This window comes from Sulfitobacter sp., from assembly GCF_036961165.1.
GTDB lineage: Bacteria > Pseudomonadota > Alphaproteobacteria > Rhodobacterales > Rhodobacteraceae > Sulfitobacter.
The window spans coordinates 44,419-60,526 of the sequence record NZ_JBALVJ010000014.1; the positions used below are offsets into that span (position 1 = coordinate 44,419).

The 16,108-nt window shown below is 57.1% G+C and carries 19 protein-coding genes; 10 read left to right on the forward strand and 9 right to left on the reverse strand.

The features are described 5' to 3' along the window. Window positions 1-21: 21 nt before the first annotated feature. From V7730_RS08885 to hmgA, 5 genes are read right to left on the reverse strand one after another with little or no spacing between them, the layout of a single operon-like run. Entirely contained in the window at window positions 22-399 is a 378-nt protein-coding gene (locus V7730_RS08885; RefSeq protein WP_335747239.1) for a hypothetical protein, read from the reverse strand. A gap of 2 nt (window positions 400-401) precedes the next feature. After that, window positions 402-1,352, reverse strand: coding sequence for an MBL fold metallo-hydrolase (locus tag V7730_RS08890; RefSeq protein WP_335747240.1), 951 nt, complete (start codon window positions 1,350-1,352; stop codon window positions 402-404). A gap of 21 nt (window positions 1,353-1,373) precedes the next feature. Beyond that, on the reverse strand, window positions 1,374-2,627 hold the full coding sequence (gene fahA, locus V7730_RS08895; protein ID WP_335747241.1) for a fumarylacetoacetase: 1,254 nt from the start codon (window positions 2,625-2,627) through the stop codon (window positions 1,374-1,376). Window positions 2,628-2,669: 42 nt separating this feature from the next. After that, the gene (locus V7730_RS08900; protein WP_335747242.1) at window positions 2,670-2,852 is read right to left on the reverse strand and encodes a hypothetical protein; all 183 of its coding nucleotides are present in this window, start codon (window positions 2,850-2,852) and stop codon (window positions 2,670-2,672) included. Beyond that, window positions 2,852-4,213 carry a homogentisate 1,2-dioxygenase gene (gene hmgA, locus V7730_RS08905; protein ID WP_335747243.1) on the reverse strand — a complete coding sequence of 454 codons (1,362 nt, stop codon included), beginning with the start codon at window positions 4,211-4,213 and terminating at the stop codon, window positions 2,852-2,854. The genes V7730_RS08900 and hmgA overlap by 1 nt, the downstream gene beginning before the upstream one ends. A gap of 73 nt (window positions 4,214-4,286) precedes the next feature. Between hmgA and V7730_RS08910 the strand changes: the two genes are divergently transcribed. Beyond that, window positions 4,287-4,718, forward strand: a complete 432-nt coding sequence (locus tag V7730_RS08910; RefSeq protein ID WP_335747244.1) for a MarR family winged helix-turn-helix transcriptional regulator — start codon at window positions 4,287-4,289, stop codon at window positions 4,716-4,718. A gap of 53 nt (window positions 4,719-4,771) precedes the next feature. Here V7730_RS08910 and V7730_RS08915 read toward each other — a convergent pair whose 3' ends face one another. The 3 genes from V7730_RS08915 to V7730_RS08925 form a co-directional block, all read right to left on the reverse strand. Beyond that, window positions 4,772-5,245 (reverse strand): copper chaperone PCu(A)C, encoded by a 474-nt coding sequence (locus tag V7730_RS08915; RefSeq protein WP_335747245.1) that lies wholly within the window; start codon window positions 5,243-5,245, stop codon window positions 4,772-4,774. A gap of 66 nt (window positions 5,246-5,311) precedes the next feature. Beyond that, entirely contained in the window at window positions 5,312-5,668 is a 357-nt protein-coding gene (locus V7730_RS08920; RefSeq protein WP_335747246.1) for a hypothetical protein, read from the reverse strand. 187 nt (window positions 5,669-5,855) lie between these two features. Then, complete coding sequence (locus tag V7730_RS08925) at window positions 5,856-6,938, reverse strand: Do family serine endopeptidase (protein ID WP_335747247.1); 1,083 nt, start codon at window positions 6,936-6,938, stop codon at window positions 5,856-5,858. Window positions 6,939-7,074: 136 nt separating this feature from the next. Here V7730_RS08925 and V7730_RS08930 point away from each other — a divergent pair, with 136 nt between their 5' ends. The 6 genes from V7730_RS08930 to V7730_RS08955 all read left to right on the forward strand — a co-directional run bounded on the left by V7730_RS08930 (window position 7,075) and on the right by V7730_RS08955 (window position 12,756). Then, a complete protein-coding gene (locus tag V7730_RS08930) occupies window positions 7,075-7,746 on the forward strand; it encodes a response regulator transcription factor (RefSeq protein WP_335747248.1) in 672 nt (223 codons plus the stop codon). Beyond that, on the forward strand, window positions 7,743-9,080 hold the full coding sequence (locus V7730_RS08935) for a sensor histidine kinase (RefSeq protein ID WP_335747249.1): 1,338 nt from the start codon (window positions 7,743-7,745) through the stop codon (window positions 9,078-9,080). The genes V7730_RS08930 and V7730_RS08935 overlap by 4 nt, the downstream gene beginning before the upstream one ends. 105 nt (window positions 9,081-9,185) lie before the next feature. Continuing rightward, the gene (locus tag V7730_RS08940; RefSeq protein ID WP_335747250.1) at window positions 9,186-10,598 is read left to right on the forward strand and encodes a cytochrome ubiquinol oxidase subunit I; all 1,413 of its coding nucleotides are present in this window, start codon (window positions 9,186-9,188) and stop codon (window positions 10,596-10,598) included. Between the two features lies 1 nt (window position 10,599). Further along, window positions 10,600-11,607 (forward strand): cytochrome d ubiquinol oxidase subunit II, encoded by a 1,008-nt coding sequence (gene cydB / locus V7730_RS08945; RefSeq protein ID WP_335747251.1) that lies wholly within the window; start codon window positions 10,600-10,602, stop codon window positions 11,605-11,607. Further along, window positions 11,607-11,705: a DUF2474 family protein gene (locus V7730_RS08950; protein ID WP_335747252.1), complete on the forward strand. Its 99-nt coding sequence runs from the start codon at window positions 11,607-11,609 to the stop codon at window positions 11,703-11,705. The genes cydB and V7730_RS08950 overlap by 1 nt, the downstream gene beginning before the upstream one ends. 85 nt (window positions 11,706-11,790) lie before the next feature. Further along, window positions 11,791-12,756, forward strand: coding sequence for an NADPH:quinone oxidoreductase family protein (locus V7730_RS08955; RefSeq protein WP_335747253.1), 966 nt, complete (start codon window positions 11,791-11,793; stop codon window positions 12,754-12,756). Window positions 12,757-12,759: 3 nt separating this feature from the next. On the opposite strand, the gene V7730_RS08960 is transcribed toward V7730_RS08955, so the two are convergent. Then, entirely contained in the window at window positions 12,760-13,737 is a 978-nt protein-coding gene (locus V7730_RS08960) for a DMT family transporter (RefSeq protein ID WP_335747254.1), read from the reverse strand. An 81-nt stretch (window positions 13,738-13,818) separates the two neighbouring features. Between V7730_RS08960 and V7730_RS08965 the strand changes: the two genes are divergently transcribed. The 3 genes from V7730_RS08965 to V7730_RS08975 all read left to right on the forward strand — a co-directional run bounded on the left by V7730_RS08965 (window position 13,819) and on the right by V7730_RS08975 (window position 16,093). Further along, window positions 13,819-14,334, forward strand: coding sequence for a CoxG family protein (locus tag V7730_RS08965; RefSeq protein ID WP_335747255.1), 516 nt, complete (start codon window positions 13,819-13,821; stop codon window positions 14,332-14,334). Window positions 14,335-14,402: 68 nt separating this feature from the next. After that, the gene (locus tag V7730_RS08970; RefSeq protein WP_335747256.1) at window positions 14,403-15,332 is read left to right on the forward strand and encodes an ABC transporter ATP-binding protein; all 930 of its coding nucleotides are present in this window, start codon (window positions 14,403-14,405) and stop codon (window positions 15,330-15,332) included. Then, complete coding sequence (locus V7730_RS08975; protein WP_335747257.1) at window positions 15,332-16,093, forward strand: ABC transporter permease; 762 nt, start codon at window positions 15,332-15,334, stop codon at window positions 16,091-16,093. Before V7730_RS08970 ends, V7730_RS08975 begins: the two co-directional genes overlap by 1 nt. Window positions 16,094-16,108: the final 15 nt, after the last annotated feature.

Here is a 16,108-nt window from a genome sequence, read left to right on the forward strand (position 1 = left end):
TCCCGACCTAAATTTCAAGTACTACGGGCCAACGTTTTTCTGCCAAAGGCATTTGATCCGCGCTGATAGCGAGGTTTGGAGGATATCTGGATTAATCCCGCACTCGTTCTTATTTGGAAGAGTGAGCAAACTGAAAGCCATCATCGCCAAAGTGAATGATAGCGCTGCCCAAAAAAATGCTTTTAGCAGTCCAAACCATTGTTGTGATCGTCCGCGTTGCGTCGCAATTTTGAAGAGGCCGGAAAGATTGCCGGTCCCAATCCGCAGCCACGTTGGTTGTTTTGCTGCCTCGGTTTCACCAGCGGCCAGCAGACTATGGAGCCATCCAAATAGCCGAAGCCATGTGAACAAAGTCAAAGTGAACGAGCATAACCCCAGCGCGATCAAGACGGTATCCAATGTCATCCTTGCAGGGCAGCCCACATTTCCAGATCACGCTCGGCGGTCCAGATGCGGGGGTGGGTGATGCCGCGGGCTTCGTCATAGGCGCGGGCTACGTTGAAGGGCAGGCAATGCTCGTAGATCGCGTAATCGGCGAATTTCGGGTCACATTCCGCGCGCACGGCGTCCCAAGCCTGTTTGAGCGTGCCACCTTGGGCTGCCACGCGGGCGGCGGGGGCGTAGGTTGAGTTCACGAAATCACGCGTGCTTTCAATCGCGCGGTTCACGGCCTCCTTGCCGATCAACGCACCGCCGCGACCGGGCGCGATGGAGTTCACGTCATAGGCTTTGATCGCATCAAGCGTGGTCCCCCATTCGGCAAAGTGCCCATCGCCGCAATAGCACGCTGAGTGGTCTTCGACGATGTCGCCGGTGAACATCACGTTCTCGTCCGGTACGTGGATCACGATATCGCCCGCCGTATGCGCGCGGCCAAGGTGCATCAGATCAACGCGGCGGTTGCCTAGATGCACAGTCATGCGGTCGTTGAACGTGGTGGTGGGGAAGGTGAGACCGGGGATGCTCTCGTGCCCTTCAAAGAGGCGCGGGAAGCGTTGGAACTCGCTATCCCAATCTTCCTGACCGCGCTCCATCACCATGCCGCGCGCGGCTTCGCCCATGATGATCTGATCCGCGCCATAGGCCGAGGCCCCCAACACGCGCACGGCGTGATAGTGGGTCAGCACCACATGGCTGATCGGCTTGTCAGTGACTTTGCGAACCTGTTCGATCACTTTATGCGCCAGACGCGGGGTCGCCTGCGCCTCTACGATCATAACACTATCGTCGCCGATGATGACGCCGGAGTTCGGGTCACCCTCGGCTGTGAAGGCCCACAAATCGCGGCCGATCTTGTCAAAGGTGATTTTCTTCTCGGTCATGTCGCCTTGGGAGGCAAATGCTTTGGCCATTTTGGTATCCTTACGGGAGTTTTATGGAAATTTCACAGCGGGTTTGATGGTGCCGACGCAGGTGCCAAAGCCGATGAGGTATCCGTCGCCCTTGGCTGCACCGTGCAGCGTGAGGGTGTCGCCATCCTCGATAAAGCTGCGGGTTTGCCCGCCACCGATCTCAAAGGGTTCCTTGCCGCCCCATGACATCTCGAGCAGGCTGCCGCGCTGGTGTTTCTCGGGGCCTGAAATGGTGCCGGAGCCCAGCAAATCCCCCGGCGTCATAGGGCAGCCGGAGCTTGCATGATGCGTGAGTTGTTGCGGGGCAGAGTAATACATCTCGTTATAGTTTGTCTCGCAGATGGTTGTCGCCGTGCCACCTTCGGGCTGAAGTGTGACTGATAAATCAATATTGTAGAGCATCGGATTTGGCTCATGCAGATAGGGCAGAAGCTCTTTTTCGCGCGGGGGCGTCAAGGTGCGGAACGGCTCCAATGCGGCGCGCGTGACAATCCACGGGCTGATCGATGTGGCAAAGACCTTGCCCTGAAACGGTCCCAGCGGTTGATTCTCCCACGGCTGGATATCGCGCGCGGACCAGTCGTTCAGCAGCACATAGCCAAAGATCATCTCGTCGGCTTGCGTCACTGTTATAGGGTGGCCCAACTCCGAGGCAGTGCCGACAATCGCCCCCATTTCGAGCTCGATATCGAGGCGTTTGCTAGGGCCGAAGGACGGCATGTCGGCATCCGGCGCTTTGGTCTGGCCATTGGGGCGGATGATATCGGTGCCTGAAACGACAACCGAAGAGGCGCGCCCGTTATAGCCGATGGGGATGTGCAGCCAGTTGGGCGGCAGCGCGTTTTCAGCGCTGCGGAACATGGTGCCCACGTTGGTGGCGTGATGCTTGCCTGCATAGAAGTCGGTGAACTCCGCCACGACCAAGGGCATTTCCATGCGCGCATCCGTCATAGGGATCAAAAGCGGGGCAACGCTGGCCTGCTCGGAAGCGCCTTCTATGAGCAGCTCTTGGAGGCGTGCGCGCAGGACGTCCCATGCCTCGGGGCCCAGCTCCATCACGTCGTTCCAGTAAGGCACGTCAAAGACCGGATCTTCGGCTAACTCGATCAGACCTGCTTCTTCGGCTGCGAACATATCAAGGATCATATCCCCAATTGCCACACCGCAGCGCGGCTCAAGGCTGTTGGTGGTGAACACACCATATGGCAGGTTGTTGAGCGGGAAGGGTGTATCAGCGCTGTTTGCGCTCTCTACCCATGATTTCATTAGTGTCATTGTTGATCCTTAAGTCTTAGTGCGGAGAACCCGCGCCTTTGTTCAATCACCGCCGCCGCCGCCATCGCCGCCGCAGTCGTTGTCTGAAATATATCCGCCCCCGTCGCTCCGACGCTCGTCTACATTGCGGTAGCTGGTGCGAAAGCGCGCAGGTTTGTAATAGTCCCACGTGATGCCCAAGCCGCAAGCAATGACAAACCCCAGAATGAGGAAAACTGTCGCCATTATTTCTTGCCCGGCGTGCCGTCGAATTTCTTCTCCAGATCGGCCCAGCAGTCGATGTAGTCATCCTGCAATGGGGCCTCATTTGCTGCAAATGCAGTGAGGTGCTGGGGGAAGCGCGTCTCGAACATGAACGACATGGTGTTTTCCAGCTTCTCCGCTTTCAAATCCGCGTTGGAGGCGCCCTCAAAGGCGTTTTTGTCAGGGCCGTGGGGCAGCATCATATTGTGCAGGCTCATGCCGCCGGGGATAAATCCCTTCGGCTTGGCGTCATAGATGCCAAAGATATTGCCCATCAGTTCTGACATGACGTTCTTGTGGTACCATGGCGGGCGGAAGGTATCCTCGGCCACCATCCAACGGTCACGGAACAGAACGAAGTCGATGTTTGCAGTGCCTTCGACACCGGAATCAGCGGTCAGAACCGTGAAGATCGACGGATCGGGGTGATCGAACAGGATTGCGCCGACGGGGCAATAGGTGCGCAGATCGTATTTACAGGGCGCGTAATTGCCATGCCACGCAACCACGTCCAGCGGGCTGTGGCCGATCTTGGTCTCGTGGAATTGGCCGGTCCATTTCACCGTCACAGTTGAGGGGGCATCACGGTCTTCAAACGCGGCAACCGGTGTTTTGAAATCACGCGGGTTTGCCATGCAGTTGGCGCCGATGGGGCCACGACCCGGAAGGTGGAATTTCTGGCCGTAGTTTTCACAAACAAAGCCGCGCGCCGGACCCTCAAGCACTTCGACGCGGTACACGAGCCCGCGCGGAATGATCGCGATCTCTTGTGGCTCGATGTCGATCACGCCCAGTTCAGTTGCAAAGCGCAGGCGGCCTTCTTGCGGCACGACAAGCAACTCTGAATCGGCGGAATAGAAATAGGCGTCTTTCATCGATTCCGTGACCAGATAGATGTGGCTTGCCATGCCGACCTGTGTGTTCACATCACCTGCGGTCGTCATGGTACGCATCCCGGTCAGCCACGTCAGCGGCATGTCAGAGTGCGGCACCGGATCCCAGCGATATTGGCCCAACGATGTCACATCTGGGTCGATATGGGGCGCGGATTTCCAATAGGGCAGGTCGATCTTCTCAAACCGGTGCGTGTGCTTCACGGATGGACGTATCCTGTAGCACCACGTCCGTTCATTCTGGTGACTAGGCGCGGTAAAGGCCGTCCCACTCAATTGTTCACCGTAGAGGCCGTAGTTCACCTTTTGAGGCGAGTTCATGCCTTGGGGCAACGCCCTTGGCAATGCCTCGGTTTCAAAGTCGTTACCAAATCCCGGCATATACCCTTCAGTTGTACCGACGGGCGAAGCGGCAGTCTGCAATCCGTGCGGCGAAAGCTCTTTGGTCATGGTCTTTCCCTTTTAGAATGTTGAGATCGGAATATTAGTTTGATTTGTAACTAACAACAGGTAAGTTCTGAGAATGACAGAAGATGAATTCGATCTGGACCGGTTCCTGCCCTATGCGCTTAATCAGGCGGCCGAGGCGACTAGCGTGGGCTTCCAGAAGTTTTACCGTCAGCGCTACGGCATGTTGCGCACTGAATGGCGCGTGTTATTCCACTTGGGGCGCTATGGTGAAATGACTGCAAAGGCGATTTGTGGGCGTGCCAGCCTGCACAAAACCAAGGTGAGCAGGGCGGTGAATGCGCTGGAACAAAAGCGTTATTTATCAGGGACACCGCAGCAGCAGGATCGCCGACTTGAGACGCTGTCGCTTACAAGGCAAGGTCGGGTTGTCTATGCCGACCTCTACCAAACCGCAAAATCCTATGACGCTGCCCTAGCCGAGAATTTTACGGAACAAGAGCGCGAAGTGTTGAACCGTTGTCTGGAAAAGCTGGTCAAGCTTTAGATAGGCCGCATGATATCACGGCCTGTCTTCTGATGTTTGGCCTGGCGTTAATCTTACTTCTTCATGCCGCTATGATCGCCTGCCGTGCGGGCGCGGACGTCAAATGTCACGTCCATCTCGCCTGCCTTTTCGAAGACCAGCGTTGCGTCGATCTGGTCGCCCAGTTTGAATGGGCTATCACCCAGTCCCATGAACATCACATGCAGCCCACCGGGCATAAGCGTGACCGTTTCACCGGAGGAAATTTCAATACCGTCTTGCTTTGTCATGGTCGCTACGCCGTTAGCATCTGTGGCCGAGAGGTGCAGTTCGATACGTGGTATTCCTTCGACACGTACTTCAAGTAAACGGTCGTCGGTCTTGGATTCGTTGGTGATGGCCATGTAGCCGCCGCCGACTTTCGTGTTCTTCGCTGTCTCGAAAGTGGTCGGCTGGGTGACTGTGATCTGGCCAAGAGTGTAATCTGCGGCCCAGCTGGAGCCAGCAGTTAGAAACAAGGCGAGGGCGGTATATTTCATAAGTTTCATGATTCGATCCTGTGATGTGACGCGGTTGTTCTGCGCAAAGTGACGTTTGAGATTAAAGCTTGAACGTCAAAAGTGCGGGGGCGCACGTACAGGAGGGTTTGTGTGGGGCGTTGCTGGAAGGGCAGTTTGCGCGCGGACCGGATTTACGCTCAGCATGGTCAGGTTAAAGGCAGGGCGCTGGGGCAACATCAGAGTGCTGAGCAAAGCCGACCCGACAACCGTACAGCTTTCACAACCGCCTGCGCTGTGGCCGCCACTCTCTCCGCAGATGTCGGACAGGTTGCCGCCCATTGCGATGAAACGGCTCATCTCTGGCGTAACCGGAGCGGCCCCTGCACGGTGCACAAAAGGCAGCGCAACCAAGGCAAGCACCATGAGCGCCAACAGGCTGAGTCTGGAAAGGATATGGGCGAACTGCTTCATTGCACGCTGGATACATCAGTGCAGATGGCAGGGCCAGTGGATTGAGGTGCGACATTCACGCGCCGCCACGCGGCAACGAAAAAAAGCCCTGATGTCTGGGTAACATCAGGGCGCGCAGCCTTTTGGAGTGGGTGCAAAAGGCCGGTCCGGCACGCATCTTGGGGATGGGCGTGCCGGAAGGGGGGGCTTAGGTTTTCTGCGGAGCGAGGGTGCCGATTGTCACATCAAGGAACATCTCCTTTCCGCGGCGCAGGATGGTCACCTTTGCCTTATCTTCAGGCTCTTTGGCAGCCACGGCGCGGGTCAGATCACGCAGGGCTTCAATCTGGGTGCCATCAAAGTCCAGAATGATGTCGCCTTTCTCTAGTCCCGCTGTGTCGGCGGGGCTGTCCTTTGAAACCGCTTCGACCACTGCTCCTTTCGAGCTGTCAAAGCCTAGTACCTCGGCCACTTCATCGCTCATCGGGCGGATGCTGACGCCCAGCCAGCCACGGGTCACCGTACCGTCATCGCTGAGGTCAGCGACGACTTCGCGCACCACGTCTGATGGCACCGCAAAGCCGATCCCGACAGAGCCACCTCCGGGCGAGATAATGGCCGTGTTCACGCCAATCACGTCCCCCGCGTTATTGAACAGCGGGCCGCCCGAGTTGCCACGGTTAATTGCAGCGTCGGTTTGGATGAACTCGTCATAGGGTCCAGCGTTGATATCGCGGGCCTTGGCGGAAATGATCCCACTGGTCACGGTTGAGCTGAGGCCGAAGGGGTTTCCCACAGCAACAACCTCATCGCCCACCCGCATCTGCTCGGACGTGCCGAAGGAGACAAACGGCAGATCGACGTCTGCTTTGATTGACAGCAAGGCAATATCAGTAGCAGCATCGCTGCCGATTAAATCGGCGTCGTATTTTGTGCCATCGGCAAGGGTGACCTCAACGTTTTGCGCGCCGAAAACCACGTGATGGTTTGTAACGATCCGGCCGTCAGACGAAATGATGAAACCTGAACCAAGACCGGCATGAGGCGCCTCTTGGGGGGTGTTTTGCTTGAACTGGCGACGCAGGGCCTCGGGCATATTGTCAGGCAGGTCGCTGATGGCTTGGACTGCGCTAGTCACTTCGATGAAAACAACAGCAGGGGCTACCGTTTCTACAAGATCAGCGTAACCGCCCGCAGGGACGGCAAATGCGACGGTTGGAGCAAGCATCGGCGAAATCGCCAATGCCGCAGTAAGGGCGATAGGGGCGGATTTGGTAAGAAAAGATGTCATTATTGGTCCTCATGCATCTGGTTTCGGTTGAAGCCAAGATGGGTGCGCGAGGTTGCGGGAAAGCCTGTCTGCGCTATACAAAACTGTAACAAGCCAAGGGATGCAGTCTTCGCTTTCAGGGATTATATGGGGCCTTATGAAAATACTCGTGATCGAAGATGACGCCACCACCGGCACCTACATCGCGCGCGGCCTGCGCGAGGAAGGGCATGTAGTAGATCTTGTGGCTGATGGTCGCGAGGGGCTGGTGGCAGCAACGGGCGGAGGGCATGACGTGCTGATCGTGGACAGGATGCTGCCACAGGTGGACGGCCTGACTCTGGTCAAGACACTCCGCGGCGCAGGTAATTCAACACCCGTTCTATTTCTGACTGCGATGGGTTCGGTCGAAGATCGCATTGGCGGACTGAACGCAGGCGCAGACGACTATCTGGTTAAACCTTTCGCCTTCGGGGAGCTGTCCGCGCGTGTTGCTGCCCTTGGCCGCAGACCGCAGGCGGTCGAGCAGGAGACAACGCTGCAGGCCGGTGATTTGACACTGGATTTGTTGACCCGAAAGGTGACGCGCGAGGGGCGGGAGATTGATCTGTTGCCCCGTGAATTTGCGCTGTTGGAGTTCTTGTTGCGTCGAAAAGGACGCGTGCAGACGCGCACCATGCTGCTCGAAGGTGTCTGGGATCTGTCGTTTGATCCAATGACCAATGTGGTCGAGACCCATGTCAGCCGATTGCGCGCGAAGGTGGACAAACCTTTTGAAACCGAGCTGATCAAGACCGTGCGCGGAGCGGGCTACAGGATCGACGGGTGAGGCGCCTGTGGCGCTCAATGCCGCTACGGTTAGCGCTGGTTCTTGTGGTGCTGTTCGGCACCGTGAGCCTGCTCAGTCTCGCGACGAGCTATGCGGTTACCCGCGCAGCGTTTGAGCAGGCCATTCGTGACGATCTGGCACAAGATTTGGCAGGATTTCGGGCGGCACCCACAGCCGGGGCCGTTGCACTGCTGGTGCAGGCGGAATCGGAGGGTACCGATCCTGGCCGCTTGGTTCTTAGCTATGTCACGCGAGCTGGGCGCATCTACGGCAACGGTGCGGTGGCTCGGGATGACGAGGGGTTTCACATCATTTCGCTGGAAGAAGGCCGCGCGACGCTGGACGGCGAATACCTTGCGCTAAGCGCACGTTTGCATGGCGGCCGACTGACGATCGCCCGCAGCCGCGCCGAGATCGAAGCGCTGCGGCCTGTGTTCTTTAATATCCTTTGGATCAGCCTACTGCCGACGGTCCTGATTGCGCTCTCCGGCGGGCTGATCCTTGCGCGCCGCTCTGAAAGGCATGTGGAGGTGGTGCGGAACGCACTTGAAAAGCTGTCGGGTGGCGATCTGGGCGCCCGTGTACAAACCACGCCGCGCTGGTCGGATGATTTGCTGGGAATTGGTAGATCGGTGAACAGTATGGCCGAGGCGCAGGAACGATCTGTTATGGCACTGCGGCAGGTGTCCTCCGATATCGCCCACGATCTGAAAACACCGGTGCAGCGCGTGTCACTGCGCCTTGAAGCGTTAGCACAGGTTGTGGATGACGGAGAGGCTGCGGATTTGGTCGCGCTGACCCGTGAAGAAGTCGAGGGTATCTCGGCGGTGTTTCATGCCCTGCTGCAATTGGCGCAGGTCGAGAATGGCGCACTGAAGGCGCAGTTCGCTCCGGTTGATTTGGCAAAGCTGTGTGGCACGATGGTTGAAGTTTATGAACCGACAGCGGCGGCGCGGGATCAGCGATTGCTCTTTGAGGGGCCGGACAGCCTTAAGGTGAACGGAGAGAAGAATCTGCTGGGCCAGATGATTGCAAACCTGCTGGAAAACGCTCTTCGTCATACTTCGGAGGGCGCAGAAATATGCGTAGCACTTTGGCAGGAACAAGGCAGGCCGGTCTTGTCTGTAACGGACAATGGCCCCGGGATTCCTGCGGAAGAGCGTGGCAGGGTGACGCAGCGCCTTTATCGGCTGGATCGCAGCAGGCACACCCCCGGGAACGGATTGGGCCTGAGCCTTGTTGAGGGAGTCGCCCGTTTGCACGGCGCGGAACTGTCGTTTGAGGGCGCGCAACCGGGTTTACGGGTGGTAATCTGGTTTCCTGCCGCCCCGTAGTGTGCCTTCGTTGCAGGAACCGGATGCGCAGTTGCGGCAACTTGCCCCCTAGCCTTACGTTGGCGACGTATCACCACAGAGTTCAAAAGCGGAAGGACTAATGCCATGTTTGATGGGTTCACAGCGGAAGTGCTGGCGCGGTTCCAGTTCGCCTTTACGATATCTTTTCACATCATCTTTCCCGCATTTTCCATCGGATTGGCGAGCTATCTGGCGGTTCTGAACGCGCTCTGGCTGCGCACGCGCAACGAGACATATAAGGTTCTGTTCGAATACTGGAAAAATATCTTCGCCGTTGCCTTCGCGATGGGGGTCGTTTCGGGTATCGTCATGTCTTATCAATTTGGCACAAACTGGTCCGTCTTCTCGGACAAGGCGGGACCCGTGATCGGTCCGTTGATGGCCTATGAAGTGCTTTCTGCCTTCTTTCTTGAGGCAGGTTTCCTCGGGATCATGTTGTTCGGGCGCGAGCGTGTGGGTGATAAATTACACATGTTCGCCACTGGCGTTGTCGCCTTCGGGACGCTTCTGTCTGCGACATGGATTCTTTCGGTGAACAGCTGGATGCAAACGCCTGTCGGGTACGCCATAAATGAAGTCGGACAGTTCGTGCCCGAGGACTGGTGGGCGATCGTGTTCAACCCCTCCTTCCCGTACCGTCTGGTGCATATGGTGCTGGCAGCCTACCTGACCACCGCGCTGGTGGTCGGAGCCGTGGGTGCGCTGCATCTGTTGCTTGACCGTTACGATATAGCCAGCCGAAAGATGTTCTCGATGGCTATGTGGATGTTGATTGTTGTGACGCCGCTTCAAATTCTTGCAGGGGATTCGCACGGGCTGAACACGTTAGAGCATCAGCCCGCCAAGGTGATGGCGATGGAAGGTCATTATGACAGTCACCCTAATGGCGCGCCTCTCATCCTTTTCGGAATCCCCAATCCTGAAGAAAAACGGATCGACTATGCGATCGAAATCCCCAAGCTGAGCTCACTTATCCTAAAGCATGATCTGAACGCCCCGCTGGCCGGACTGGACACGATCCCGGATGAGGACGAGCCTCCGGTCGCCATCATATTCTGCTCGTTCCGCGTGATGATCGCACTGGGATTTGCGATGTTGGGGCTGGGTATCTGGGCGCTTACCCAACGGGTTCGTGGACGCTTGTATGACGCGCCTTGGCTGCATCGCGCGGCACTTGCTATGGGGCCAGCAGGTTTTGTTGCGGTGCTGGCAGGTTGGATTACCACCGAAGTCGGGCGTCAGCCGTTTACAGTTTATGGCCTGATACGCACTTCTGACAGCCTGTCACCCATTGCCGCGCCCGCTGTCGCAGCGTCGCTTACAGCGTTCATCATTGTCTACTTCTTCGTCTTCGGGGCCGGCACCTATTACCTGCTGCGCATGATGAACAAGCCGGTCAAAGAAGTCGCCGACAATGCCATGCACAAAGAGGGACCTATCCGCACGGCGGGGGTTACGCAGGTCGCTCAGTATTACGCACGCAAGAAGGGAGATTGAGATGGTCGGACTTGAGCTGTCATTTGTCTGGGCGGGGATCATCGCCTTTTTTGTGCTGGTCTATGTCATCCTTGACGGGTTCGATCTGGGTATCGGCATCCTCTTTCCGCTCACCAAGAACGAAGAAGAACGGAGCGTGATGATGAATTCGATCTCGCCTGTCTGGGACGGGAACGAGACTTGGCTGGTGCTTGGTGGGGGTGGGCTTTTTGCGGTATTCCCGTTGGCCTACTCCATCGTGATGCCTGCGCTGTACATGCCGATTATTCTGATGCTGCTGGGCCTTGTTTTCCGCGGCGTTGCGTTTGAATTCCGCTGGCGAACCGAGCGATGGAAGCCACTTTGGGATATGGGGTTCTTTGGCGGCTCGTTGACTGCCGCGCTGTGCCAGGGCATCGCACTGGGCGCGCTGGTGCAGGGGGTCGAGGTTGAGAACCGTGCCTATGCCGGTGGTTGGTGGGATTGGCTGACGCCGTTTTCGATTCTCTGCGGCGTTGCGGTCACCATTGGGTATGCGATGCTGGGCGCGACATGGCTTAACTTGAAGCTTGAGGGACGTATTCAACGGCACATGCGCAGTCTGGCCTGGCCTGCGGCGATTGGCACAGTGATCTGCATGGGCTTGGTAAGCCTTTGGACCCCGTTTCTGGACGCGGTCTATTTCAGTCGCTGGTTCGCATGGCCGACGGCAGCCTTTAGCGCGATTGTGCCACTGCTGGTTCTGGCCGCAATTGCCGGACTGTTCTTTGGTTTGCGTCGCGAACGAGAGATCGGCCCGTTTCTTTGTGCGCAGGCGCTATTTGTCCTGAGTTTCATCGGCATCGGGGTTAGCTTTTATCCCCACATCGTGCCGCCCTCATTGACGATCGTTGAGGCCGCTGCCCCCGATGAAAGTCTCTGGTTTGCTCTGGTGGGGACGGTGGTGCTGGTGCCCATGATCTTGATCTATACCGCCTATGCCTACTGGGTTTTCCGAGGCAAGGTTAATCCGGAAGAGGGCTATCACTGATGCTCAAACAGGTGGGATGGTTCGTTCTGATCTGGCTGCTGAGCGTGGGGGCGTTGGGCATCGTTGCGCTTGCGATCCGGACAGCGATCATGCCCTAAGCTTGAAGCGTCGTGGGGTAACACCTTGATATCGCGGCGATGGCAAGACACTCTTGCTGTCGCTGATAAATAAGGAATTACCCCAATGCGCGCTATGCAAGTGACTGCCTATGATACTCCGCTGACCCTTCGGGAGATGGAGAACCCTCAGCCTGCTAGCGGGCAGGTTGTCATTCGGGTCGCAACCTGCGGGCTGAACTTTGGCGATACTTTGGCGATCAAAGGCACCTACCAGGAAAAGCCGTCACTGCCCTTTACGCCGGGGATGGAAATGGCCGGTACGGTCCATGCAGTTGGCGCTGGGGTGACGCATCTGCGCGAAGGTCAGCGTATCGCAGCGTATAGCGGGCGGGACGGTCTGGCAGACTACGCAGCCGTTGCAGCCGACAAATGTGTGGCGCTTCCTGACGAGATGTCTTTCACCGATGCCGCAGCTTTCCTGATCACATATGCCACCAGCCATCTGGCGCTTGAGGATAAGGCGCATCTGAAACCGGGTGAGCGGCTATTGGTGCTTGGTGCGTCGGGGGGCGTGGGCCTGACTGCAGTTGAGCTTGGCAAGCTGATGGGTGCCGAAGTGATTGCCTGCGCGCGTGGGGCGGAAAAACTTGAAATTTGCAGGCAGCTCGGCGCAGACCATTTGATCGATTCCGACACAGGTAACATTCGCGATGCCGTCAAAGCGCTGGGTGGCGCGGATGTGCTTTATGATCCCATCGGGGGCGCACAGTTCGACGCTGCATTCCGGGCCTGCAACCCGGGTGCGCGACTGTTACCGCTGGGGTTCGCCAGTGGCGAAATCCCCCAGATCCCCGCCAATATCCTACTGGTCAAAAACATGACCGTGCTTGGCCTCTATATCGGCGGCTACGCAAAACTAAACCCGAAGGCGCTGACCGACAGCTTCGAGACGCTCATCGACTGGTACTTGGCGGGCAAGATCAAGCCGCATGTCAGTCATATCCTCCCGCTTGGCGAGGCGAACGAAGGTCTTGATCTGCTGCGTACGCGTAAGGCGACCGGTAAAGTTGTGATTGATCTTGAGGCCTAGCGATTAGTGGCGTCGTGCCACTGGCCGCTTCGTAACCGTCTTGGCCTTTGTGCGTTCTCGGACGAACACGAACAATCCAGAGGATAGGATAAGCGCGATGCCGGTCCAGACTTCCCAGCTTGGCAAGTCTCCGAAAATCACCAAACCCCAGAAGACAGCGAGCGGCAGGCCAATATATTCAAACGGTGCGACGGTCGCCGCATCGGCCAGCCTATACGCCTGACTAAGGCAATAGCCGATCAGCGCCCCATTTACGCCCATCCCTAGCAGCACCCAGATATCTTCAGGCGCGGGCCAGACCCAAGCGCGCAGCAAAAACAGTATCGACGCGTTGGTGGTGTTGGCGGCAAAGCGACCATCGCCAGCGACGACGAAAAATCCCAGAGACACAACCAAAAAGACCCCTTGAATATAGATCGCCAGCGCTGAGGCAGGTGCTTTGACCCCCAGCTTGCGCGTCATCAATTGGTTCAGCGCATAGGTCAGCGCGGCCAGCACCGGCAGCATCAGCACAATGCGCGAGACGCTTAAACTATCCGACGCCTCCCACGGGCGCTGCATGATCACCACGCCGATAAATCCGACCAGAACAGCGCCCAACCGTAGCGGGCCAACCTTTTCGCCTAGCAGAGGGATCGAAAGCAGTGTGATGAACAGCGGCGCGACAAAGAACAGGGCGGTCGCATCGGCCAGTGGCAGCACCGCAAGGGCCAGAAAATACGACATATTGGCAATCACGACCAGCACACCGCGCATGGCATGGAGCCACGGTTGATCCGTGCGCAGGGCCGCCCAGCCTCCTTCGAACTGGAGGAAAACAAAGCTGACCAGCAGCCCGATAAACGAGCGGATAAAGACAATCTGATGCAGCGGATAGCCACTGGAGAGTTGCTTGATCAGCATGTCGTTGAGTGAGATGCACAAGACCCCGAACAGGACAAAACCTATTGCGAGACCAGCACGGTTTGAAGCTTGGGTCATGTGCGCACCCTCATCAATATCATTGCAGCTGTCCAGAAAAATTCATACCGTACAGAGTGATCAATTCAGGAGACTACGCCCATGCAAATGTCCGACACCCGCCAGATCGCTGCCACACCTGCACAGGTTTATGCAGCCTTGCTGGATCCGGAGATGCTCAAGGCCTGCGTGCCGGGTGCGACAGAAGTGGCAGGCTCTCCCGAAGAGGGTTTCGTGGCGACCGTGGTGCAGAAGGTTGGTCCGGTTAAGGCAACCTTCACAGGCGAAGTCACGATCAGTGATATGGTGCCTGATACCTCCCTTCGCATAGAGGGTGCCGGCAAGGGAGGCGCGGCTGGTTTTGCCAAGGGCGGCGCGGATGTGCGGCTGGTCGAGACCGAAGGCGGTTGTGAGCTGAGCTATGATGTGGAAGCCAAGGTTGGCGGAAAGCTGGCGCAGTTGGGTAGCCGGATCATCGACGGTTTTGCGAAGAAGATGGCCGATCAGTTTTTTAACAACCTGCAATCAACGCTCGAAGGGCCGTCTGATCCCGAGAATGCAGATGGCACCGAGGAGCCTGCTGCCAAGAAGGGCTGGTTCGGCCGGTCCAAGTCCTGACGCGGCGCTCCTCTTGTTGCGGGGTTGTAATCCGGTTTAGGTAACGCAACCACAAACCGGAGACAGCCATGACCGCCATCGTCGATGTCACAGCCCTGTGCAAAGCCTATTCTGACGGGTTTGAAGCACTCAAGGGTGTTGATCTGAAGATCAATGAAGGCGAAATTCTTGCGTTGCTTGGCCCGAACGGGGCCGGAAAAACGACTCTGATTTCAACGATCTGCGGGATCACCACTGCCACCTCGGGCAACGTGAAGGTTGGCGGGCATGACACGGTGACGGATTTCCGTGCTGCGCGGGCGATGATCGGCCTTGTGCCGCAAGAGATCAATCTTGAGCCGTTCGAGTGTGTGCAAAACACTGTCAAATTCTCACGCGGATTGTTCGGCAAGCCAGCAAACCCCGCCCTGATCGAAAAGATCCTGCGCCAACTGTCCCTGTGGGACAAACGTGATAGCCAGATCCGCGCTTTGTCCGGTGGCATGAAGCGCCGCGTGCTGATCGCAAAAGCGCTCAGCCATGAGCCGCGCGTGCTGTTCCTTGATGAACCGAGTGCGGGTGTGGATGTAGAGTTGCGCCGCGACATGTGGGAGATCGTCGCCGATCTGAAGCGGGACGGGGTGACCATCATCCTCACTACCCACTACATCGAAGAAGCGGAAGCCATCGCAGACCGGATTGGTGTGATTGCGCAGGGCGAGATTTTGTTAATCGAAGATAAAGACAAGCTGATGGCGCGGATGGGCCGGAAGGAGCTGGAAGTCCAGCTTTCCGAACCGATCACACAAATCCCTGACAGCCTTGTGTCCGATGCGCTGCGGATCAGAGATGACGGCACTGCATTGATCTACACCTACGACACCAAAAGCGAGCGGACAGGCATTACCACGCTGTTGTCCCAAGTCGCGGCAGAGGGCCTTGTCCTGCGCGATGTGGTGACGCGGCAGTCAAGCCTTGAAGATATCTTTGTGGACCTCGTGAGGGAGGGAGATGCGTGATGAATTGGACGGCTGTAAAATCAATATATGTCTTTGAAATGACGCGGTTCTTCCGTACCATCACACAAAGTTTCATCTCTCCTGTTTTATCGACATCGCTGTATTTCGTAGTGTTCGGCGCGGCCATCGGCAGCCGTATTCAGGAGGTTGAGGGGGTCAGCTATGCCGCCTTTATCGTGCCGGGCCTGATCATGCTGAGCGTGATCACACAGTCCATTTCGAACGCGAGCTTTGGCATCTACTTCCCCAAGTTCATAGGCACAATATTCGAGCTTCTGTCAGCGCCAGTGAACTTTCTAGAAATCGTCATGGGGTATGTTGGGGCCGCCGCCACAAAGGCGCTCTTCATCGGGGTGATCATTCTCGCCACAGCCTATTTGTTTGTGGATTTCGAGATACAGCACCCCTTTGCCATGGTCGGCTTTCTGGTGCTCACCTGTATCAGCTTTTCGCTAATGGGGTTCATCATCGGTATTTGGGCGGGGAATTTTGAACAGTTGCAATTGGTGCCTTTGCTGATCATCACGCCCCTCGTGTTTTTGGGCGGCTCGTTCTATTCGATCTCTATGCTGCCGCCTGTCTGGCAAATTATCTCACACTTCAATCCGGTGGTGTACTTGATCTCCGGCTTTCGCTGGTCGTTCTTTGGCTCCGCGGACGTGTCAATCGGCCTGAGCCTGGTTGCCATCGCCGGGTTTACCGCGCTTTGCCTTTCTGTGATCTGGTGGATTTTCAAGACCGGCTGGCGGATCCGGCAATAATCGTGGCAAGCCTCC

What these genes read in the sequence shown, in the direction of transcription:
- cydB (WP_335747251.1), top strand. Translation starts at nt 10,600, where the DNA reads ATGGTCGGACTTGAGCTGTCATTTGTCTGGGCGGGGATCATCGCCTTT.
- V7730_RS08975 (WP_335747257.1), top strand. Translation starts at nt 15,332, where the DNA reads ATGAATTGGACGGCTGTAAAATCAATATATGTCTTTGAAATGACGCGG.
- V7730_RS08940 (WP_335747250.1), top strand. Translation starts at nt 9,186, where the DNA reads ATGTTTGATGGGTTCACAGCGGAAGTGCTGGCGCGGTTCCAGTTCGCC.
- V7730_RS08925 (WP_335747247.1), bottom strand. Translation starts at nt 6,938, where the DNA reads ATGACATCTTTTCTTACCAAATCCGCCCCTATCGCCCTTACTGCGGCA.
- V7730_RS08930 (WP_335747248.1), top strand. Translation starts at nt 7,075, where the DNA reads ATGAAAATACTCGTGATCGAAGATGACGCCACCACCGGCACCTACATC.
- V7730_RS08965 (WP_335747255.1), top strand. Translation starts at nt 13,819, where the DNA reads ATGCAAATGTCCGACACCCGCCAGATCGCTGCCACACCTGCACAGGTT.
- V7730_RS08970 (WP_335747256.1), top strand. Translation starts at nt 14,403, where the DNA reads ATGACCGCCATCGTCGATGTCACAGCCCTGTGCAAAGCCTATTCTGAC.
- V7730_RS08920 (WP_335747246.1), bottom strand. Translation starts at nt 5,668, where the DNA reads ATGAAGCAGTTCGCCCATATCCTTTCCAGACTCAGCCTGTTGGCGCTC.
- V7730_RS08955 (WP_335747253.1), top strand. Translation starts at nt 11,791, where the DNA reads ATGCGCGCTATGCAAGTGACTGCCTATGATACTCCGCTGACCCTTCGG.
- V7730_RS08960 (WP_335747254.1), bottom strand. Translation starts at nt 13,737, where the DNA reads ATGACCCAAGCTTCAAACCGTGCTGGTCTCGCAATAGGTTTTGTCCTG.
- V7730_RS08915 (WP_335747245.1), bottom strand. Translation starts at nt 5,245, where the DNA reads ATGAAACTTATGAAATATACCGCCCTCGCCTTGTTTCTAACTGCTGGC.
- V7730_RS08950 (WP_335747252.1), top strand. Translation starts at nt 11,607, where the DNA reads ATGCTCAAACAGGTGGGATGGTTCGTTCTGATCTGGCTGCTGAGCGTG.
- V7730_RS08910 (WP_335747244.1), top strand. Translation starts at nt 4,287, where the DNA reads ATGACAGAAGATGAATTCGATCTGGACCGGTTCCTGCCCTATGCGCTT.
- fahA (WP_335747241.1), bottom strand. Translation starts at nt 2,627, where the DNA reads ATGACACTAATGAAATCATGGGTAGAGAGCGCAAACAGCGCTGATACA.
- V7730_RS08900 (WP_335747242.1), bottom strand. Translation starts at nt 2,852, where the DNA reads ATGGCGACAGTTTTCCTCATTCTGGGGTTTGTCATTGCTTGCGGCTTG.
- hmgA (WP_335747243.1), bottom strand. Translation starts at nt 4,213, where the DNA reads ATGACCAAAGAGCTTTCGCCGCACGGATTGCAGACTGCCGCTTCGCCC.
- V7730_RS08890 (WP_335747240.1), bottom strand. Translation starts at nt 1,352, where the DNA reads ATGGCCAAAGCATTTGCCTCCCAAGGCGACATGACCGAGAAGAAAATC.